The sequence below is a fragment of the Chryseobacterium sp. RLHN22 genome (genome assembly GCF_051011795.1).
Taxonomy (GTDB): domain Bacteria; phylum Bacteroidota; class Bacteroidia; order Flavobacteriales; family Weeksellaceae; genus Chryseobacterium; species Chryseobacterium zhengzhouense.
Window position 1 is genome coordinate 126,086 of record NZ_JBPCHW010000005.1, and the last position, 18,322, is coordinate 144,407.

Here is an 18,322-nt window from a genome sequence, read left to right on the forward strand (position 1 = left end):
CAGAAAATAAATTATTAAAGAAATTGCAAAATAAAGATAGTGAGTACACTTCTACAATTTATAAAAGATGTAAAATTAGATTTTACACAAACTTTTTTTTCTGAGCTATCTGGTAGCGAATTAATGTATACTAATTATGAAATAACACCAAAAGATTTTTTAAGATTTGCAAAACAGGATTTTCTTGAAAACGATACACGGGGAATAATAAATTCTCTTACGAATTCAAAAAGAGCAATTGATTGTCAGGTTGAGGAAGTTTTAACAACTCTTTCGTTAAATACTGGTCAAGAGAATAAATACATAAAAGATTTTATCAATAAAATTAACAAAGATTCTGATATACAATACAATCTAAAAATCATTCATTCTTTAAATCTGGCACCAACTCTTCTCATTTCTTAAACAAGAAATATTCGTAATAAATTAGAGCATTTCTATCAACGACCTACAAATGTCGAAGTTCAAGAGGCATTAGACGTTGCTGAACTTTTTATAAAGACTATAAATGGTCAATTCAGAAATACTTTGGAAGAGTTTACATTAAGTGATGAGAAAAATTATGATTATAAGAAGGGCTGGAATACAATTAACGGAATAGGATTTAGGGTACATGCAGATTTGAATAATTTTCATTTTGAAATATTAAAAATTGTTGACTCGTTAGTAGTTGACAGAACTTTTATTAACCAACAAAACATCGAATTCTTATATTTGTTACGTCTCATATTTTCAATAGGGGACGATTTTGAACTAACTCATAGCATTAAACTACTTTTAGAAGCTATTAAACATCCAATACCCTTACAACATGTTAAAGTGACTCAGGGCTAACTATAATATATAAAGAATTAAATATAGACTATAAATTATTTATGAAACGAAAGGTTAAATTAATTCGTTCTTTCATTGGTAAAGTTGACTTAGCAATTCGATGTTCCCAGTTTTCCTGAAGATCCCCTTTCATAATAAGCAGTGATCCGTGAGGAAGTGGCAAACTATATTTGCTTTGATGATGATCTCTTTTTCTAAAATCAAAGTTTCGGGTTTGCCCTAAGCTTATGGACGCAATCACGGGTCTTTTTCCGTATCGGCTTTCTTTATCTCTGTGCCAAGCAACAGAATCATTGTTATCACGATAAAGATTTAACAAGACACCGTTAAATCGATAACCAAACTCTTTTTCAATTCTTTCTTTTAAAGCGTATAGCTCGGGAGTCCACTCATTACTTTGAGTGACATTATTGTCTGCTGAATCATAAGACTTTGCATCACCATACCAAGCCGTTAAGCGTGGTGTCAATAACATCTTATCATACATTTTCTGTGTACGTTGCTCCCAAGATACAGTATTAAGAAGCTTATCTTTTAGAAGATCTGCTTCTTCCCTGCTTAAAAAATTCTCTTTGTATTCCAAAAGGTCTTTTGGAAATTCATAGAATTCTTCTGGATCAAATAAATTCAGCTGGGTCATTGCGATTTTTTTTTAAATATTTATCTTAGTCCTATCCCATAATTATGGGATTTTTTTCATCATTTGTGTTTTTACTTCCCTTCGGAAAGCTTAATTTCTTCTATTGATTTAGTTTCAGAAGGCTGTTTTCCAGATTGCTGATACTTCTCTTTGCTTCCGCCACCAAATTTTTTAAGTTTTTTTCATCAGGTAGAGAATGTGGTTTATAATCCTGTGGTAAAATCCCTCTTACATAACGCCATACTTCAACTATATCTTCCAAAGCAATATCATATGGTTCATAAAATGAATTGTCTGCAGACACTGTAATAAAGTTTTTATTTCTTTTCACAAACGTTTTGTAGGTAATTCCATCACGAGTAACAAAAATATATTCCTTATTGGGTTTTAAGTCTTCTAATTTTTCAACATATTCACCAATAATAATCGACTGATCCGCAAACGGAGGCATTGAATCACCATCTGCCAAGAAAGCCCTGTACTTTCCGTTCTTTAGAAAAGGAAGCTGCATTTTTTGAAGGCTTTCAATGAATTCAGGATCACTAAACCCTTTTAAATAACCCATAGAAGCTTTCTGCGGAACAATTTCTATGAAATTACTTCCGTCGGAATCTACAACAACGGGCAACAAAATTTTATTTCCTGGAAGGTTAACCATCTCTTCCAATGGAAATTTCCTGATATCTACAGTGACCAAAAGATCAATACTGATATTGAAATACTTTGATATTCTAATTAGTACTTCAATAGGAGGCTCAGCAGCTCCATATTCATAAGAAACATATCTGGATCGGGTCAGAATAAGTTCTTCCGCCAACTTATGTTGGGACAGCTTTTTTCTACCTCTCAAAAACACGATGTTATCTGCAAAAATTGACATTGTCATAATTTATGACAGTAAAAATACAAAAATTGTTTAAAAACGTAACTAATTTTGTAAAATGGAACGAGCGATTGCACATATGGATTTGGATACATTCTTTGTTTCCTGTGAACGGTTGAGAGACTCTGTGTTGGAGAAAAAGCCTGTGATCATAGGAGGTGGAGACCGTGGTGTTGTTGCATCTTGTTCCTATGAAGCCAGAAAATTCGGTGTTCGTTCTGCAATGCCTATAAGAATGGCTTTGCGCTTATGTCCTGAAGCAATGGTCATCAAAGGTGACATGGAATATTATTCCAATATGTCGCATACGGTGACTGAAATCATTAAGGAGAAAGTTCCTGTGATGGAAAAAGCCAGTGTGGATGAATTTTATCTGGATCTTTCAGGAATGGACAAATTTTTCGGATGCTATCAATGGACAACTGAGATTGCCGATGCAGTGAGGAAAAATACGGGCTTGCCTATCAGTTTTGCATTGTCTACCAACAAAACAGTATCAAAAATAGGAACCGGAGAAGCAAAGCCAGCCGGAAAAATGGAATTAAAACCCCAGTTCATTCAACCGTTTTTAAATCCTCTGTCCATCCGAAAGATTCCCATGGTGGGTAATGTGACTTTTGAATTGCTTTCAAGACTGGGTGTAAGAAAAATAGAAACTCTTTCGCAAATGCCTGCTGATGTATTGCAGCAATTGATTGGAAAAAATGGAATTGAGCTTTCGAAAAAGGCTAACGGTATTGATAACAATCCGGTCATTCAATATTCAGAAAGAAAATCAATATCTACGGAAACAACTTTTGCAGAAGATACGATTGATGTTGATAACATAAGAAGTATTCTTTCCGGCATGGTGGAACAGCTATGTTATCAGCTGAGAAACGAAAAATGGCTGACCTCAACGGTTTCTGTCAGAATTCGATATGCCAATTTTGATACAGAGACCAAACAATGTAAAATTCCCTATACTTCAGCAGATCATACTTTGCTAAAATATGTTTTGGAATTATTTAAAAAGGTATATACCCGAAGAATGAGAATTCGTCTCGTTGGCATCAGGTTTACTGGGCTTGTTCATGGAAATCACCAAATGAACCTTTTCGAAGATACGGAAGAACTGATCTCTTTATATCAGACTTTAGACAAAATTAAAGACCGATTTGGAGCTAAAAGTGTCGGAAGAGCTTCAGGCTTTATAAATTAATAGATTGCTTATGTTTCTCAATTGCCACACCTATCACAGCTTACGTTATGGAACCATTTCTGTCGAAGATTTGGTTCAGCAGGCTGTAGATTATAAGCTGAAAGTTTTGGCATTGACTGATATTAATACGGTAACAGGAATCTATCAGTTTTATAAATTGTGTCAGAAAAGAAACATTAAACCAATTGTTGGAGTTGATGTCAGGGTTGCGAATGAGCAATACTTTATATGTTTAGCGAAGAACCCAAAAGGCATTGCTGAGATTAATCGACTGTTGACCGATTATAATTGTGAGGGTATTGAAATTCCAAAAACAAATCCTCCATTGGAAAATTGTTTCGTGATTTATTCTATACAAAGTTTTCCTGAGAAATTATTAGAGCATGAATTTATAGGTATCAGGTACGATGAGTTAAACTATTTAATCAATCCGAATTTGAAATCTATGATTCATAAAATGGTTATCCTGCATCCTGTAACTTTTAAAAATGATGAGGAGTATAATCTTCACAAAGTTTTAACGGCAATTGATCTTAATACGCTTTTCACCAAACTTAATGAAAATGACTATTGTAAAAATAATGAGTCTTTTACTGATAAGAAAAAGCTCTTGGATCAATATGAACAATATCCCGAAATCATTGAAAATACTAAATATATTGTCAATGAATGCAGTTTTGACTTTGATTTTAGAACCCCAAAGAATAAAAAGCATTACACTGAAAGTAAAGAAAATGATTTAAAACTTTTATATCAATTAGCTTATGAAGGTTTAGCTCGAAGATACTCTGATGATAATAAACTTGCTCTTGAAAGAGTTGAAAAAGAATTAGCTGTCATTGACCAGCTTAATTTCTGTGGTTATTTTCTTATTACATGGGATATTATTCAATACAGCAACAGTATAGGCTTTATGCATGTTGGCAGAGGAAGCGGAGCCAACAGTATAATTGCTTATTGCTTGGGAATTTCTGATATATGTCCTCTTGAATTGGATTTGTATTTTGAACGTTTTCTGAATCTTAATCGAAAGTCACCACCCGATTTTGACATCGATTGGAGCTGGAAGAACCGTGACATCATCTTAAAATATATTTTTAATAAATACGGAAAAGATCATGTCGCATTTTGTGGAACCAATGTAGAGTTCAAGAGAAAATCAAGATTCAGAGAACTAGGGAAAGTGTTTGGACTTCCTAAAGATGAATTGGATCAGCTTTCCAAAAAACCTAAAGAATTACATGATCAGAATTCCATAGTTCAAGAGATTTATAAATATGAGCAGTTATTGGTCGGATTTCCCAATCAAAGAAGTATGCACTCTTGTGGGATTCTGATTTCTGAGGAACCCATTACCAATTATTCCGCTTTAGAATTTCCTCCCAAAGAATTTCCGATTGTTCAATTTGATATGCATACTGCAGAAGATATAGGACTGGAAAAGTTTGATATTCTCTCTCAGAGAGGTCTCGGTACGATTAAAGATGCCGTTAATCTGATTGAAGAAAAAAGAGGAATTACTGTCAATATTGAAGATACTACTCTTTCGAAGAATGAAGAAAAATGCAATGAATTTTTAAGCATTGGAAAAACCATAGGCTGCTTCTACATTGAATCACCTGCAATGCGCGGACTTTTAAGAAGACTTAAATGTGATAATTACAAAGTATTGGTCGCAGCATCATCTATTATTAGACCGGGCGTCGCACAAAGTGGTATGATGAGGGAGTACATCTTTCGACACAATCATCCCGGACAATTTGAATACTTCCATGAGGTATTTGAAAAAGAACTGGGAGAAACCTATGGCATCATGGTCTACCAGGAGGATGTTATCAAAATTGCCATGCACTTCGCAGGAGTTTCAGCAGCTAATGGTGATGTCCTCCGAAGAGCAATGAGTGGTAAAGGTAGATCGCTGTCTGCTTTGCAAAAATTAAAAGATGATTTTTTCGAATCTTGTAAAAGAAAAGGGCATCCTTACCAATTGTCTCAGGAAGTCTACCGACAGATTGAATCATTTGCAGGATATTCATTTTGTAAAGCACACTCAGCCTCCTATGCCGTAGAAAGTTATCAGAGTCTGTATTTAAAAGCATATTACCCTATTGAGTTTATGGTTTCAGCCATCAATAATGGTGGCGGTTTTTACAGAACGGAAGTCTATGTTCATGAAGCAAAAATGGCTGGAGCAAAGATTCATAATCCGTGTATTAACCTCAGTGAATTCCATACAACAGTTTATGGAACTGATGTTTATTTAGGATTAATGCATATTGAAAAACTGGAAGCATCAGTTAAACTATTTATTCTAGAAGAAAGGAAAGAAAATGGGGATTACAGATCTTTGGAAGATTTTGTCAAAAGGGTTAAGATTGGAATTGAGACTTTACAGATATTAATTTTTGTTGGAGCTTTTAGATTTACTGGAAAAAAGAAGCACGAATTATTAATTGAAGCACGATTTCTTTTATCAAAAACTCCATATAATACGAAGATCATCTCACTGTTCGATGAACCTCAGAAAGATTATGAACTACCGGTCATCGAAAGAAATCCTTTTGAAGACGCTTTTGATGAAATTGAAATATTAGGCTTCCCTGTCTCCTACTCTATTTTTGATCTGTTAAAAACAAAATACAGAGGTGATGTTTTGGTTAGAGATCTTTTGAAGCATCACAAGAAGCAGATAAAAATGCTGGCTTATCTGATTTCAAGGAAGCACGTCCCCATTAAAATGAGAAATCATCCCGATAAAAAGGATGATATGTATTTTGGAACATGGATTGATGCTGAAGGACAATATTTTGACACCGCTCATTTTCCTGACAGCCTTCGACAGTTTCCTTTTAAGGAAGGAGGTGTTTATTATTTATTGGGAACAGTTGAAGTGGATTACCATTTCCCTACCGTTACTATTATCAAAATGGCTAAAATGCCGCTAATTGCTGATCCTAGATATTCCATGGATGAGGACAAAGCCAAAGAAGTTGAGCAGAGTCTGCGTGAAGATTTGAGTATGACTTTTAGGCAGCCTTATCCTCTGGAATATGAAATTAACCTTCCCAGATACAAAATTTAATAAATTCTGCAGCAAAATATAATTTTGCGCTCAATCATTGAACTTATTATTTATTAAATTAGCTCACTAATTTAAATTAATTTAAATTACTAAGAACTACAGTTTTTCATCTGAACTTTTTTGAGATAAATAACTTTTGATTATGAATAGAAAATTAACTACAAACTCTCGTCTTATCAACGAACTATTTGCCAATTACATCAGCACTTTCACTGCCTTTTGTGAATTGATTAATAATTCTATTCAGGCAAAAGCTGAAAATATTTGGATTGATATTAATTATACAAATGAAAATGAGATACATCCTACAATTATTGACCGTCTTAGTATCAAAGATGATGGAATCGGGGTACATAAAAATGAGCTCGAAAAAAAACTATTGGATATTGGAACAACGAATAAACAAGGAGGTAAAGGTATTGGAAGATTTGCCAGTTTTCAGCTCGGCAAAAATATCTTAATAGAAACGATAGGCTATTTACAAAGTAGGAACGAGTATAGTAAAGTGCAGATCCCACTTCATTTTGATATGTTCGGAAAAAATTTGAATGTATCCGAGATTGATATTGATTCTACAGAAGAAATATTATCCGGTAAAAAACACAATACATACTACAAGGTTACAATTTCTGAATTTTATTCTTCAATTATAACAGACAAAGAACCCAAAAAGAAAATAATTGATAAATTTCTTAAACAGAATATTGCAGATGCAATCTTTGAAAAATATCCACTAAAAATCTTTAATAAGGAAATAACATTTCATATCAATGGAGAGAAAATTGTTCCATCGCAGTTTATCGTGGGTAACCCTGTGACCAAAATTCATCCCTATATTGATCTTAAAGGTAATGAACATAAAATTGTGTTTAACTTTATTAAGATAAAAAAAATAGAGAAAATAAAAGTTTTTTTAACAACTAATAATGCTGGTATCCAAACTATTGCTAATAGTTTTGAATTTGATGCTGCTTGGCTAAGCCCTAAAACGGGTGGTTGGTATGTGTATATAGAATCGAATACGCTACCTACAGATTTGTACAGAAATGTGGATTTAGATGATATGGATGAAAATTGGAAAAATTACAGACCTTTTATTAAAGAACATGTTGCTTCATTCTACAAATCAATTAATGCAGAGTTTGACAACTTTTCAGAAAAATTAAAAAGCGATGAATACTATCCCTTCAAAGAAAAAGAAAGCAGTTCACAATCTAAAATTGTAGTTTTTGACAAGCTTGCTTATTTGGTTGAAGATAAATACCATCTACTTAATGATAATAATAAGCTGAGAGAAATTATTTATCCACTTATTGACAGAACAATTTCGAATGGTGAATTAGATAATATTCTTAAAAATATTCTACATCTCAATACAAAAACAATTTCTAAATTTTCAGAGCTTCTTCAAAAAACAGATCTAGAAAACGTTATTGAATTTTCTGACAAAGTTGCCCGTAAAATAGAAGACTTAGAATTTTTAGAAAAATTAGTCTACAGTGAGATTTCAAAAAATGTTAAAGAAAGAAAGGAGCTGCATAAGTTTTTGGAAAAAATGCTTTGGATTTTTGGTGAAGAGTATAACGAAACTACAAAACTGTTATCAGATAAAAACTTGGAAAAAAATCTTTTGCAACTGAGAGATGATGCAATGGTTTACAAAAAGTCCATAAAAGATGATAATTATGAAAAAATTGATAAGACAATTTCTTCAATAACAGATCTATTTTTGTATAATGAAAGAGTAATTGATCACAAGAAAAGAGAAGTTTTAGTAGTTGAGCTAAAGGCTCCAAGGGTAAAAATCAGTCCGAAAGAACTTGAACAGGTAATGAAATATGCAACTGAAATAGACAAGCTAAATTCAATAAGTAAAAACGTAAGTTTTAAAATTTTACTAATCAGTTCTGCAGTGAACTCAGATGCAGAATATAGACTAAATGGGAGTAGACAAAAAGAAGACAATCCATATTTTTACTTTAGAAACGAAAATAAAAACGTAGAAATTTGGGTAATGAAATGGTCTGAACTCATTGAAAATGTACGAAGAAAGCTACACTACATGTCTCATATATTACACACAAAGGATGTAGATGTTCACGAAAAAGCTTCCCGAGATTTTGAAGATATCGAATTTGGAAAATACAACTCAACATTGAAAAAAATTGCTATATAAAACTTCCAAATTTCTTATATCAATAATATGTTAAGTATGATTCTTAAGTGAATCCACATCCATCTATTCGTCCCCTAGTCAAAATATTCAGATTAAAAATATGAATAATGAAAATCACTGCATTCAAAGACATTGCTTTTGAAGCACTAAGCATATCATATTCAGACAGTCAGTTATTTAGATTATCATTTGATCGAAATGTTACAAAAATAACAGAGTATTTTATCACTGTCAATTTATGTAAACAGCTTTTTGAATGGAATTCTAAAAATAATTATCCCTACAAAATAGAAGCTGAAAAAGAAACATTTGAATTTTACAGAAACTGTTTTGAGTCTTCAATATTCAAAACAAATGAATCTTATTTTCCTGATGAAATATGCGTCTATAGTCACGAAAATTTCTTAAAAAATATATCATCCATAAGAAAAGGGAGAATTGATATAACAATTTCAAAAGAAATTGCTAATAGAAATATATCTACAAGTATTATTGAAGTCAAATCAATTAATCCCCCAATAGCAAAACTAAAGGAAGATTATGATCGAATACAGCAGTATTTGAATTCTAGCATACCCGGTTTTCAAAATTCTTTAGAAAATGGTTTCATTGTGTTCGTGAAGCATATTAATAATTTAAAAAAAATACAAACCCAAAGTGATTTGAGCCAACAAAAAGAGTCTTACTTGAAAAGAATAAAAAAGGTTCTTACTGGTATATCTTCTGAAAACATAGACTTTGTAATTCATACTGATGACATAGAGAATTCGCCATTTGAAAACTTAAACTTAAATAAGGATGATGATGATTATAATGAAATTGCTTACCGAACTTTTTTAGCATTTGCCGTTATAATAGAACTTAAGATATGTCATTTGAGAAATTGAGCAAAGTGTATTTCCTGCAATCTTTTGACTTTTATCAATGCCAAACCTATTATTATGAGGAAACTTAATTTTCTACAAAAAAGAAACTAACAAGAATGATGTTCCGAAGTTACTATAAATCCTAGTAAGAAATTCTAAAATTATTTTATCAACCATGATTGTCTTATCAAAGCTTATTTAGTATAAAGACAATCAAAGCCAAATACGCATAGCAGTACAAAATTATTCTTATTGACATTTAATAAAATTAAGTTGCAATAGAACCATTTAAAAAGGTTTTCCAAAATTATAGGAGTTATGTAATTCCTGTTTAATTTGGCTCAAACGGATCAAATCATCCCTAAAAGTGTTTGAAGATACGCTCGTCGAGTCACTTAATGAGACAGCTATTTGATAGTTGTCTCTTTTTTTTACTCATAAATATCTCTTTATCAAACTTTTGAAATCTGACTTTTAGTGTTCGACATTTTCAACGTAAAATGCTTAGTCTGTTTGAAAAAAACAGTCTTAAAGTGCCGCAATAGGCTTGCAATCTACAATCCCTTAATGTTCGAAATCTCCTTAAGGTTAGAGCTTTTTCTCTCTTTTGACTTATTGTAGTTTTTTGCTACTAAGTATAGCAATTCTAATATATCCTTAGCTTCTTTCTCATTTACCTGAACACCATTCTTGGCCAGAATAATCATCGCTTGTTGTACTGAAACATTCCTATCAATGAAGTTCATTTTTTTTATTGTTTTTTCGGTGAGTTTTAGCTGATAATATTTTTGAAAATGCTGGATTTAAATTTAAAGAAAGATTTCCAGTTTTATAATCAATATCAACTGGAGGAATAAGATTGACTATATGCGTTTTATCTGAAGTATCAAAATCAGTAAACTTTTGAAAAACCTCAACGAGTGTTTTATCTTCATTCTGATTCATTTTATCGATTACTCTTAATTTAAGAGTAACGTCCCGTTCTTCTTTTTTCAGATTTTTTGTATTGTCTTGACTTTCTTTTTTTAATTCATTATAATCATCAATCTTTAATATTCCTGCTATCAACAATTTCCTACCTCGAGAAAGAGTTAATTTTTCCTCTTTTATTTTCCTGCCTAATAACTGTTGAGCGTACAAATAATTTGCCCTCCGAGTTCTAATATTATGATCTTCTAAAATATTCTTAAATAATCCGATTGAACTATTTGACAATACCAATTTTTGAAGCTTATTTTGATAGCAATTATTAAGTAAAACTGCATCAATCCTGGTTCTGCAACCATCGTGGCAATGGTAGTAGGGATATCTTTTCCGCTTACCTTTTGAAAAACTCCCCGTAAGTTTTCGACCACAAACAGGACAGATCAAAAAACCTCTAAGGAAAAAGATTTCTTTTAAATCATCTCTATTAGACGTAATTTTTCTCTTTGTATTAATTATAGATTGAACCTGATAAAACAATGACTTAGAGATCAAAGGTTCGTGTAAACCTTGAATCATTTGCTCTTCTTTAGCATCTAATTTAATCGTTATAAGTCCACAATAAAGAGAATTGCGTAAAATTCTGAAAAAGTATGATCGTGAACATATCAATCCTTTCTCAATAGCTATTTTTCTAATCTCAGATATTCTATGATTATTCTGGGCGGCTTGAAATACCCATTTTATAATTTCGGCTTCTGGTTCTTTAGGTACAATTGCTTTTCTGCCATCCATTAAGGTGATATTCATAAAACCCATAGGTGCTTTATTAGGATATCTGCCCAACAATTTTGCACGCCGCATACCATTCGAAGTATTTTGAGCTCTCCGGGTATTTTCTGCTTCCGGAACAGCTAAATATACAGCCAGCATTACGGTACTTTCGGGTACAGAAAAATCTATGGGTTGCTCAATAGCCATTGCGGTTGTTTTATATTTCCGAAGCTTCCCAATCATTTCATACGCACACTCAACATTACGGCTGAATCGATCCCATTTGATGAATAATATGTTCTTATCCTCTCCTGTTAGCTTCTTTTTAATTTCGGAGAATAATTCTTTCCATTCAGGTCGATTGAAACTTTTGGCAGAGTAATCTTCTCGATAGATTCCTTTGACTTCTATATCGTTATATTTACAATATTTCAGTAATCTATCCTCCTGCTCCGGCAAAGAGTAACCTTTTCTTTTTTGTTCGTCCGTACTTACACGAACATATAGGTAAGCTGTTTTCATTTTATTAATCTATAGTTTTATCATATTAAAGTTAAGAACAAAAAAAACTCCTTATTAGAAAAATAAGTATGTTAGTGGCTAAACCAAAAAAAATAAAAGTTGACAGACATTATAAAAAACTTATCAACAATAATATCACTATAATTGAATGATACAAATTAAAACTTAATTGTACTTTTTAAGTCAAAATAGACCAGCTAGTAGTAAATCTGGAATATTTACACACTCAAACTAGTAATTTTAGTATATATTTTCCTACCAATAACAAGTTTCTAAAAGAGCTAATTATATATCGAACCTGTTTAAACTTATTTAGAGATAGCTTCAAAGCTTTATTAGTAAGGTTTAAAACATTGAATATAACTAGGACGAATCTACATTATTTAGCTTTCTCTAATTTTGTTCCTCAGAAAAATAAAAGTTTAAATAGGTTTATAATAAAAATCAAATGAAATCCTTACGGTTTACCGTAATTTCTATCAAATTTATCTTATTAATTTTACAATTAAACCCAAAGGGTTACAGGCTAAAATTGATTGCAAAATGCAATCTTCTTGTATTTAAAAACAATAGAAAATGTCCAACGATTATCAAATACCTGAAAATATATACTCAAGAGAATTATGCAGTGAACTTTACCGCATCGCTCAATTGTTTCCGGAAAATCAGGAAATAAAAAATTTACTTTCGCTTATAAGAAGTCCAATAACTGACGAGTCCTTTAAAATTTTTATTGACGATAAAAATTTCACTATATCATCAATAAAAACCAATAATAAAGAAATCGTAGCTATAATGAATGATTTCAATTTTGTCCGCGGTGACGATGATAAAATCAACAGTATTAAAAAAGCTATTGGGCTATATGAAGAATTGTATGATAAGACACAAGAATTAAACTACTTTTTGCGGTTATTGCAATTAGTCAAAAAAGTAAAATCTGTATTTAAAGATAGGCTAGTTGATTTTGAAGAAAAAGTCATTACGATTTTTAGTAATTTGGATTCTTCTTATTATCAATTTTCACTAGTCGATACGTCAGAATTTTTGCTTGAGAGTGATTCAAAGAATTTAATGACTAGTATTTCTTTAAGGCTTTTAAGCAAGTATGAAAGTGAAAACAATTACAGTGCAATAAAATGGCAGATTAAGATTCTAAATAAATTAAAACACTTTACCAACAACGATATGAGGATACAAAATGCCCTCTATCTTGAAAAAGAAGGAGACTTTCTTACCTCGAAAAAAAAGGAAAGAACTTATTATCCAACCATTCTTGCCTTATACACAGAAGCACTAAAAGGAATAAAAGGAATTGCAGATCAGACAGTTTTAAAGGATCGGCTTTCTGAGAAAATAAAAAATGAACAGAAAGATTTTTTTGAACTACTCAAAAAGATGACAATAAGCACTACATTAGAATCTGATTATACACAATGGCTTGATAGTTTAGAAATTATTGATTTCCAAAGTGGATTATCAGCATTACTACATCTTCCAATTTTGGATGAGAAAAGCCTATCAGCCTGGTCAGAAAATAATCCCAATTCATCTTTGGGTCAATTCTTCGACAATTATGTTCATATTACTGATAAAGGTACAATAAGTGGCTCTACAGATGAAAAACAGTTCTCTGTTAATTTAGCTAGGAACCATTGTCGAAATGTTATCATTGATTTAGTCATTAAGATTACAGATAGAATGATCCAGAAGGATCCCATCTCCAAGAATGCTCTTGCCAATTTTTTAATTATGGACAAAAGCCCATTTATTCCGGAAGGTCGTGAAGTATTTTTCCTTGAAGGACTTTACATGGGTTTTCAGAACAACTTTATGACAGCAGGGCATCTCTTAATTCCTCAAATCGAAAATTGTTTGAAAAACATCATCGAAGTAAACGGTAGAAATACGATTAAACTTGATGAACCAGTTCAGCACGATAACACTTTGGGTTCGATACTTTCTTTAAAAGAATCAGGAAATATGTTGGATGGAATATGCAACAAAGATCTTTTATCTGAATTAAACAGTTTTTTGATTGATGGTAACAGCGCAAATTTCCGTAATAAAATTTGTCATGGTCTTGCATCGCCTACAGAAAGTTATCATTATGGAATTTATGTATGGTGGATTACTTTAAAAATGGTTTTGCTGACCAAAGATTTTTTTGAAATTCCGAAACGTGATTCCAATATTTCTTGATAAACTAAATTCAAAGTTACAATTGAAAATATTACTAATATTGTAGTATACTCCTTCTTATGTGACAAAAACAACTAAACAAACGTTTGATAAATAGCATTTTACAGTAGATTATCAGACATGATGTCAGAAAATGAAAATGTATGACACAAATCATATAAATAATTAAAATCGGTATTAGATTTGAGAAATTCATCATTAAAAAAAATAAAAATTTATGGCAGTTAACAGAAGTGAACATCTGGCTAATGTACTGGAGACCCATCGAATGAGTCATATTGATAAATTAGTGCAAAAATTTAGAGATAAGAGAGGGGATATTAAAGAAGCATTGGAGGAGCATTACACTTCCGATATTTATAGCCCTTTAAATTCCGGTTCTTTCGGAAAGCATACAGCTATCAACATAAAATTTGATTTGGATATTGTTGTTCCGTTCAAAAGAAACAGTTTTGCTACGATTGAAGAAATGTACAATGCTGTTTACGACTTCCTATATGATAAATATGAGAATACAGGGCTTGCGCAGGTGAGAAAACAGAAGGTTTCAATTGGCGTTATCTTTAAAGCGGATAAAGACGGAGATCAGATCAGCATTGATGTTGTTCCGGGACGAGAAATCAGCGTAGATTCTTATTTAGATGTAAGGGATCTAAATATTTACTTCAACAAAGATACCTGGGGTTTCAGTAAAGGCACCTACATGAAAACAAATATTCAGTCACAAATAGACACAATTAAATCTAGAGACGACGAAAGAAAAATAATCAGGTTATTAAAAATCTGGAAGCACTCTAACAGTGAATCTTACAAATCCTTTTTGATGGAGCTTTTTACGTTAAAAGCATTTGATAAGTCAACAATTACAGGAAATTTATGGGAGAAAACGGAGGGCGTATTAAGGTACATAAAAGATAATGTAACTCGTGAGGATTTCACATTAAAGGATCCTGGCAACCCAAGTAACGACTTGATGAAAAACCTCACTGGGTTTGATCGTCAAAACTTATCTAACAAAATGGGAAATATGATAGATAGGATTACGGAAAATTCTGAAAACATTAAAACATATTTTCCTGTCAACAAGGATTTTGACACAACTGAATCGTATGGACTGAAAGGGTCTACGGGACTGTCAATTCCAAAAGATGATCAACGTTTTGGATAGAGTGAGATTAGAAAAAATAAAATCCACAATATCAGAAATTCCCTTTGTAAGCAAAATCAATCGCATAGAACAAGGGGAATTCTTTATTAGTGGAAATATAGAAATTGCTTTCGAAGAACTTAAAAATCAATTATTCTTTGATTTTTTAATAACTCAGGAATACCCTTTAAAAACATATAGTTCCGAATCCATTACATTTTTTAATTCTGATTTGATTCAATACAATCACGTAATGGCAAACGGAAACATATGTATACATACCGCACATAGTGAGGATCTTGAGAATAAGATTTGGATTGACTTTAATGCTCTGAAGGCATGGATTATTAAATACTATATTAACAAGGAGAAAGACCAAAAATATGAACATCTGGTTGTACAGGACTCTGCAGTCAATGGTGATAAATATTCATTTACTTTCACATCAACCGGTAAAGTATTTTATGAGGGAGAAATAGGCATTGTAAAATTGTCTTTACTGCATGATGGACATCACAAAAAAGATCACATTTATAATTTTTATATAAAATCCTTTGAGACATTTCCTGATTTAAAAAAGAAATGTTCCTGGAACGATTTTTATTTTGAGCAACCTACAGACCGGGAAGGAATTTATCTTTTCAGAGAAAATCCGCCTGCAAAGTATAATCGATTTGCCTACTCCACTTGGGCAGAGCTTGATCTCCCTCAAAATATTCTAACCATGCTTCGTGAATTTCAGGATAAATGTGCTAAAGAAGATTACGGAAAGGTCATCCCATTTTTTATAGGATATAAAATTAACAGCACGGAAATTCATTGGCAGGTAGCGTTAATGGAAGTGGGAAAATTTCCGATTAAGGGTATTCCTGAACGAAATGAAGGAAGGAAAACGGGGCGATGGTATACTGGGATTGATGATGCGCCCATTCAATGGGGTATTTCCAAGAATGCCTCGTACGAATATTTTTTTGGACGCGGTAAATTTTGTGATACAATTACTGAAGCAAAAATTCTTATTATAGGTGTAGGAGCCGTTGGCAGTATGATAGCAACGACGTTAACAAGGTCAGGATGCAGGTTTATTGATTTCATTGATCATGATGTTAAAGAGCCTGAAAATGTCTGTAGATCAGAATATCGCTTTTCAAAAGGAATCAATAATAAGATTTTTGAGTTAGCAGGCTCACTTTATGAGATCTCACCTTTTGTAACTTCCCATCAAATTAACAATGATTATTTCGAAAAGTATATTAAATCATTTTATACAGATGAAAATTTCCGAGCCAATATTACATCAGATCTGGATAAATACGATATTATTTTTGACTGTTCGACGGACAATGATTTGATGTATGTATTAAACGAACTTACGCTTAAATCAAAGCTTATCAATATATCGCTGACCAATCACGCTAAAGAGTTAGTCTGTGCCTTTTATCCAAACATATATAATTTTGTAAACAATCAGTTCTCGCACGTTCTCGAAAACGATGTGAATGACATGTACGAACCGACGGGTTGTTGGAGTCCGACATTCAAAGCATCGTATAACGATATTGCATTATTGGTTCAAATTGCTTTAAAGCAAATCAACAGAATTTTTTCGGGAGAGAAAGCATTCAACAATTTCATTATCCAGGAAAACAATAGTTCCTTCAAAATTATAGAATATTGATACTTAAAAATAGACATAATAATTTAGAGATCATATTGGAAGAGTCTGTATTAAAGGAAATTGAAACAATTGCTGTTCAACATTACCCTAACGAATTCGGAGGTTTCCTGCTGGGAAAATATTCTGAAGATTTTAAATCTGTAGTTATAGAATCTATTATTCTACCTTATAAATACAAAGCATCTCCTGTCCTATTTCAGAGGTCTACCAAAGATCTTGAAAAATTTTTTATAAAAGAATATCATGAAAACAGCAGGTATTATATTGGCGAATGGCATTCTCATCCTGATGGTTCCACGATGTATAGCGGTACTGATCTCAATGCCATGATAGAAACAGCAGAATCAGATGAAGTCCAAATTAAAAACCCATTACTATTAATTATAAGTATTAGTAAAAAGAAAATGCAAAATTTTACTTTTTACTATTACTCAGAAAAAAAACTATTTGCATATGAGTAAAAAAATTGATCTTAAAATGTTATTCAATGGTCTTCAAAGCCAAATGATTTCACAACTTAGCACCAATAGAGAATTCATTAATCATCCAGGATCTAAAGGAGATTCATTGGAAAATGCTTGGATCGAATGGCTGAGTAAATATTTACCCAATCGATATAGCGTAGATAAAGCAATTGTTATTGATCATGAAGGAAATACTAGTCATCAGATCGACATCGTAATCTATGATAATTGGTTTACTCCTTTTATATTTTCGCAGAATGGCTTTCATTATATACCAGCAGAGGGCGTGTACGCAGTATTTGAAGTCAAACCGGATCTTAAGGGAACAGTAGAAGAAGGTAAAAGTTATATTGAGTATGCAGCAGAAAAAATTGAAAGCGTTAGAGTTTTGAAACGAACTACAACAAAAATGATTAATTCCGGGGCAGTGGTTTCGGCAAGACCTTTAACCAAAATTTTGGGAGGAATATTAACTAGCACCAATACTATCAAGCAAACATCAACCATAGAAAAACATCTAAAAGCTCAAACAGGTTTTAAAACCATAGACTTTGGTTGTATAGCCGATTACGGAAGCTTCTCAATTGATTATGATGGTGAAGAGGATATCAACTTGAGAAACGAAAGTGATTTTGAGAAACGCTATTATGACTACTACAATTCAAGAATATTCAAAGAGCTAACTTTTAGTAAGCCAGAAAATTCATTGGTAACATTCTTTATGCAGCTGACCCGATATCTTCAGCAAGCTATTGGAACGGTGCCCGCGATCAACTTGCAAACATATCTTGATAAAATCGGTGAAGAAATAGATCCTATTATATAGCGTTACAATGATTTGTTAATAATTAAAATAATATGGAAAAACTAAATAATCTTGATTGGAAAGTCTATGAATCTTTAACAAAATATATTTATGAGACTCTAAG

The 18,322-nt window shown here is 32.1% G+C and carries 13 protein-coding genes; 10 read left to right on the forward strand and 3 right to left on the reverse strand.

Translation table 11 applies throughout. The annotated features are described in order from the left end of the window. Positions 1 to 39 precede the first annotated feature (39 nt). Positions 40 to 405 (forward strand): hypothetical protein, encoded by a 366-nt coding sequence (locus ACR1PN_RS07065; protein WP_433979447.1) that lies wholly within the window; start codon positions 40 to 42, stop codon positions 403 to 405. A 457-nt stretch (positions 406 to 862) separates the two neighbouring features. Here ACR1PN_RS07065 and ACR1PN_RS07070 read toward each other — a convergent pair whose 3' ends face one another. Both ACR1PN_RS07070 and ACR1PN_RS07075 read right to left on the reverse strand, forming a co-directional pair. Further along, complete coding sequence (locus tag ACR1PN_RS07070; RefSeq protein WP_433979448.1) at positions 863 to 1,474, reverse strand: alpha-ketoglutarate-dependent dioxygenase AlkB family protein; 612 nt, start codon at positions 1,472 to 1,474, stop codon at positions 863 to 865. A 100-nt stretch (positions 1,475 to 1,574) separates the two neighbouring features. Continuing rightward, positions 1,575 to 2,354 carry an XRE family transcriptional regulator gene (locus ACR1PN_RS07075; RefSeq protein WP_433979449.1) on the reverse strand — a complete coding sequence of 260 codons (780 nt, stop codon included), beginning with the start codon at positions 2,352 to 2,354 and terminating at the stop codon, positions 1,575 to 1,577. A gap of 61 nt (positions 2,355 to 2,415) precedes the next feature. Between ACR1PN_RS07075 and dinB the strand changes: the two genes are divergently transcribed. From dinB to ACR1PN_RS07095, 4 genes are all read left to right on the forward strand, one after another. Then, positions 2,416 to 3,558, forward strand: coding sequence for a DNA polymerase IV (gene dinB, locus ACR1PN_RS07080; protein WP_433979450.1), 1,143 nt, complete (start codon positions 2,416 to 2,418; stop codon positions 3,556 to 3,558). 10 nt (positions 3,559 to 3,568) lie between these two features. Then, positions 3,569 to 6,640: a DNA polymerase III subunit alpha gene (locus ACR1PN_RS07085; protein ID WP_433979451.1), complete on the forward strand. Its 3,072-nt coding sequence runs from the start codon at positions 3,569 to 3,571 to the stop codon at positions 6,638 to 6,640. A 142-nt stretch (positions 6,641 to 6,782) separates the two neighbouring features. Beyond that, positions 6,783 to 8,816: an ATP-binding protein gene (locus ACR1PN_RS07090; RefSeq protein ID WP_433979452.1), complete on the forward strand. Its 2,034-nt coding sequence runs from the start codon at positions 6,783 to 6,785 to the stop codon at positions 8,814 to 8,816. A gap of 107 nt (positions 8,817 to 8,923) precedes the next feature. Then, positions 8,924 to 9,703 carry a hypothetical protein gene (locus ACR1PN_RS07095; protein WP_433979453.1) on the forward strand — a complete coding sequence of 260 codons (780 nt, stop codon included), beginning with the start codon at positions 8,924 to 8,926 and terminating at the stop codon, positions 9,701 to 9,703. A 711-nt stretch (positions 9,704 to 10,414) separates the two neighbouring features. On the opposite strand, the gene ACR1PN_RS07100 is transcribed toward ACR1PN_RS07095, so the two are convergent. Further along, complete coding sequence (locus tag ACR1PN_RS07100; protein WP_433979454.1) at positions 10,415 to 11,902, reverse strand: recombinase family protein; 1,488 nt, start codon at positions 11,900 to 11,902, stop codon at positions 10,415 to 10,417. A 576-nt stretch (positions 11,903 to 12,478) separates the two neighbouring features. On the opposite strand from ACR1PN_RS07100, the gene ACR1PN_RS07105 reads away from it, so the two are divergent. The 5 genes from ACR1PN_RS07105 (at position 12,479) to ACR1PN_RS07125 (ending at position 18,219) form a co-directional block, all read left to right on the forward strand. Then, positions 12,479 to 14,104: a DUF4209 domain-containing protein gene (locus tag ACR1PN_RS07105; RefSeq protein WP_433979455.1), complete on the forward strand. Its 1,626-nt coding sequence runs from the start codon at positions 12,479 to 12,481 to the stop codon at positions 14,102 to 14,104. Positions 14,105 to 14,321: 217 nt separating this feature from the next. Continuing rightward, positions 14,322 to 15,272 carry a nucleotidyltransferase gene (locus tag ACR1PN_RS07110; protein ID WP_433979456.1) on the forward strand — a complete coding sequence of 317 codons (951 nt, stop codon included), beginning with the start codon at positions 14,322 to 14,324 and terminating at the stop codon, positions 15,270 to 15,272. After that, a complete protein-coding gene (locus ACR1PN_RS07115; protein WP_433979457.1) occupies positions 15,253 to 16,929 on the forward strand; it encodes a ThiF family adenylyltransferase in 1,677 nt (558 codons plus the stop codon). The genes ACR1PN_RS07110 and ACR1PN_RS07115 overlap by 20 nt, the downstream gene beginning before the upstream one ends. Next, positions 16,926 to 17,390: a Mov34/MPN/PAD-1 family protein gene (locus ACR1PN_RS07120; RefSeq protein WP_433979458.1), complete on the forward strand. Its 465-nt coding sequence runs from the start codon at positions 16,926 to 16,928 to the stop codon at positions 17,388 to 17,390. Before ACR1PN_RS07115 ends, ACR1PN_RS07120 begins: the two co-directional genes overlap by 4 nt. Continuing rightward, a complete protein-coding gene (locus ACR1PN_RS07125; RefSeq protein WP_433979459.1) occupies positions 17,383 to 18,219 on the forward strand; it encodes a DUF6602 domain-containing protein in 837 nt (278 codons plus the stop codon). The genes ACR1PN_RS07120 and ACR1PN_RS07125 overlap by 8 nt, the downstream gene beginning before the upstream one ends. The last annotated feature ends 103 nt before the right edge of the window (positions 18,220 to 18,322 follow it).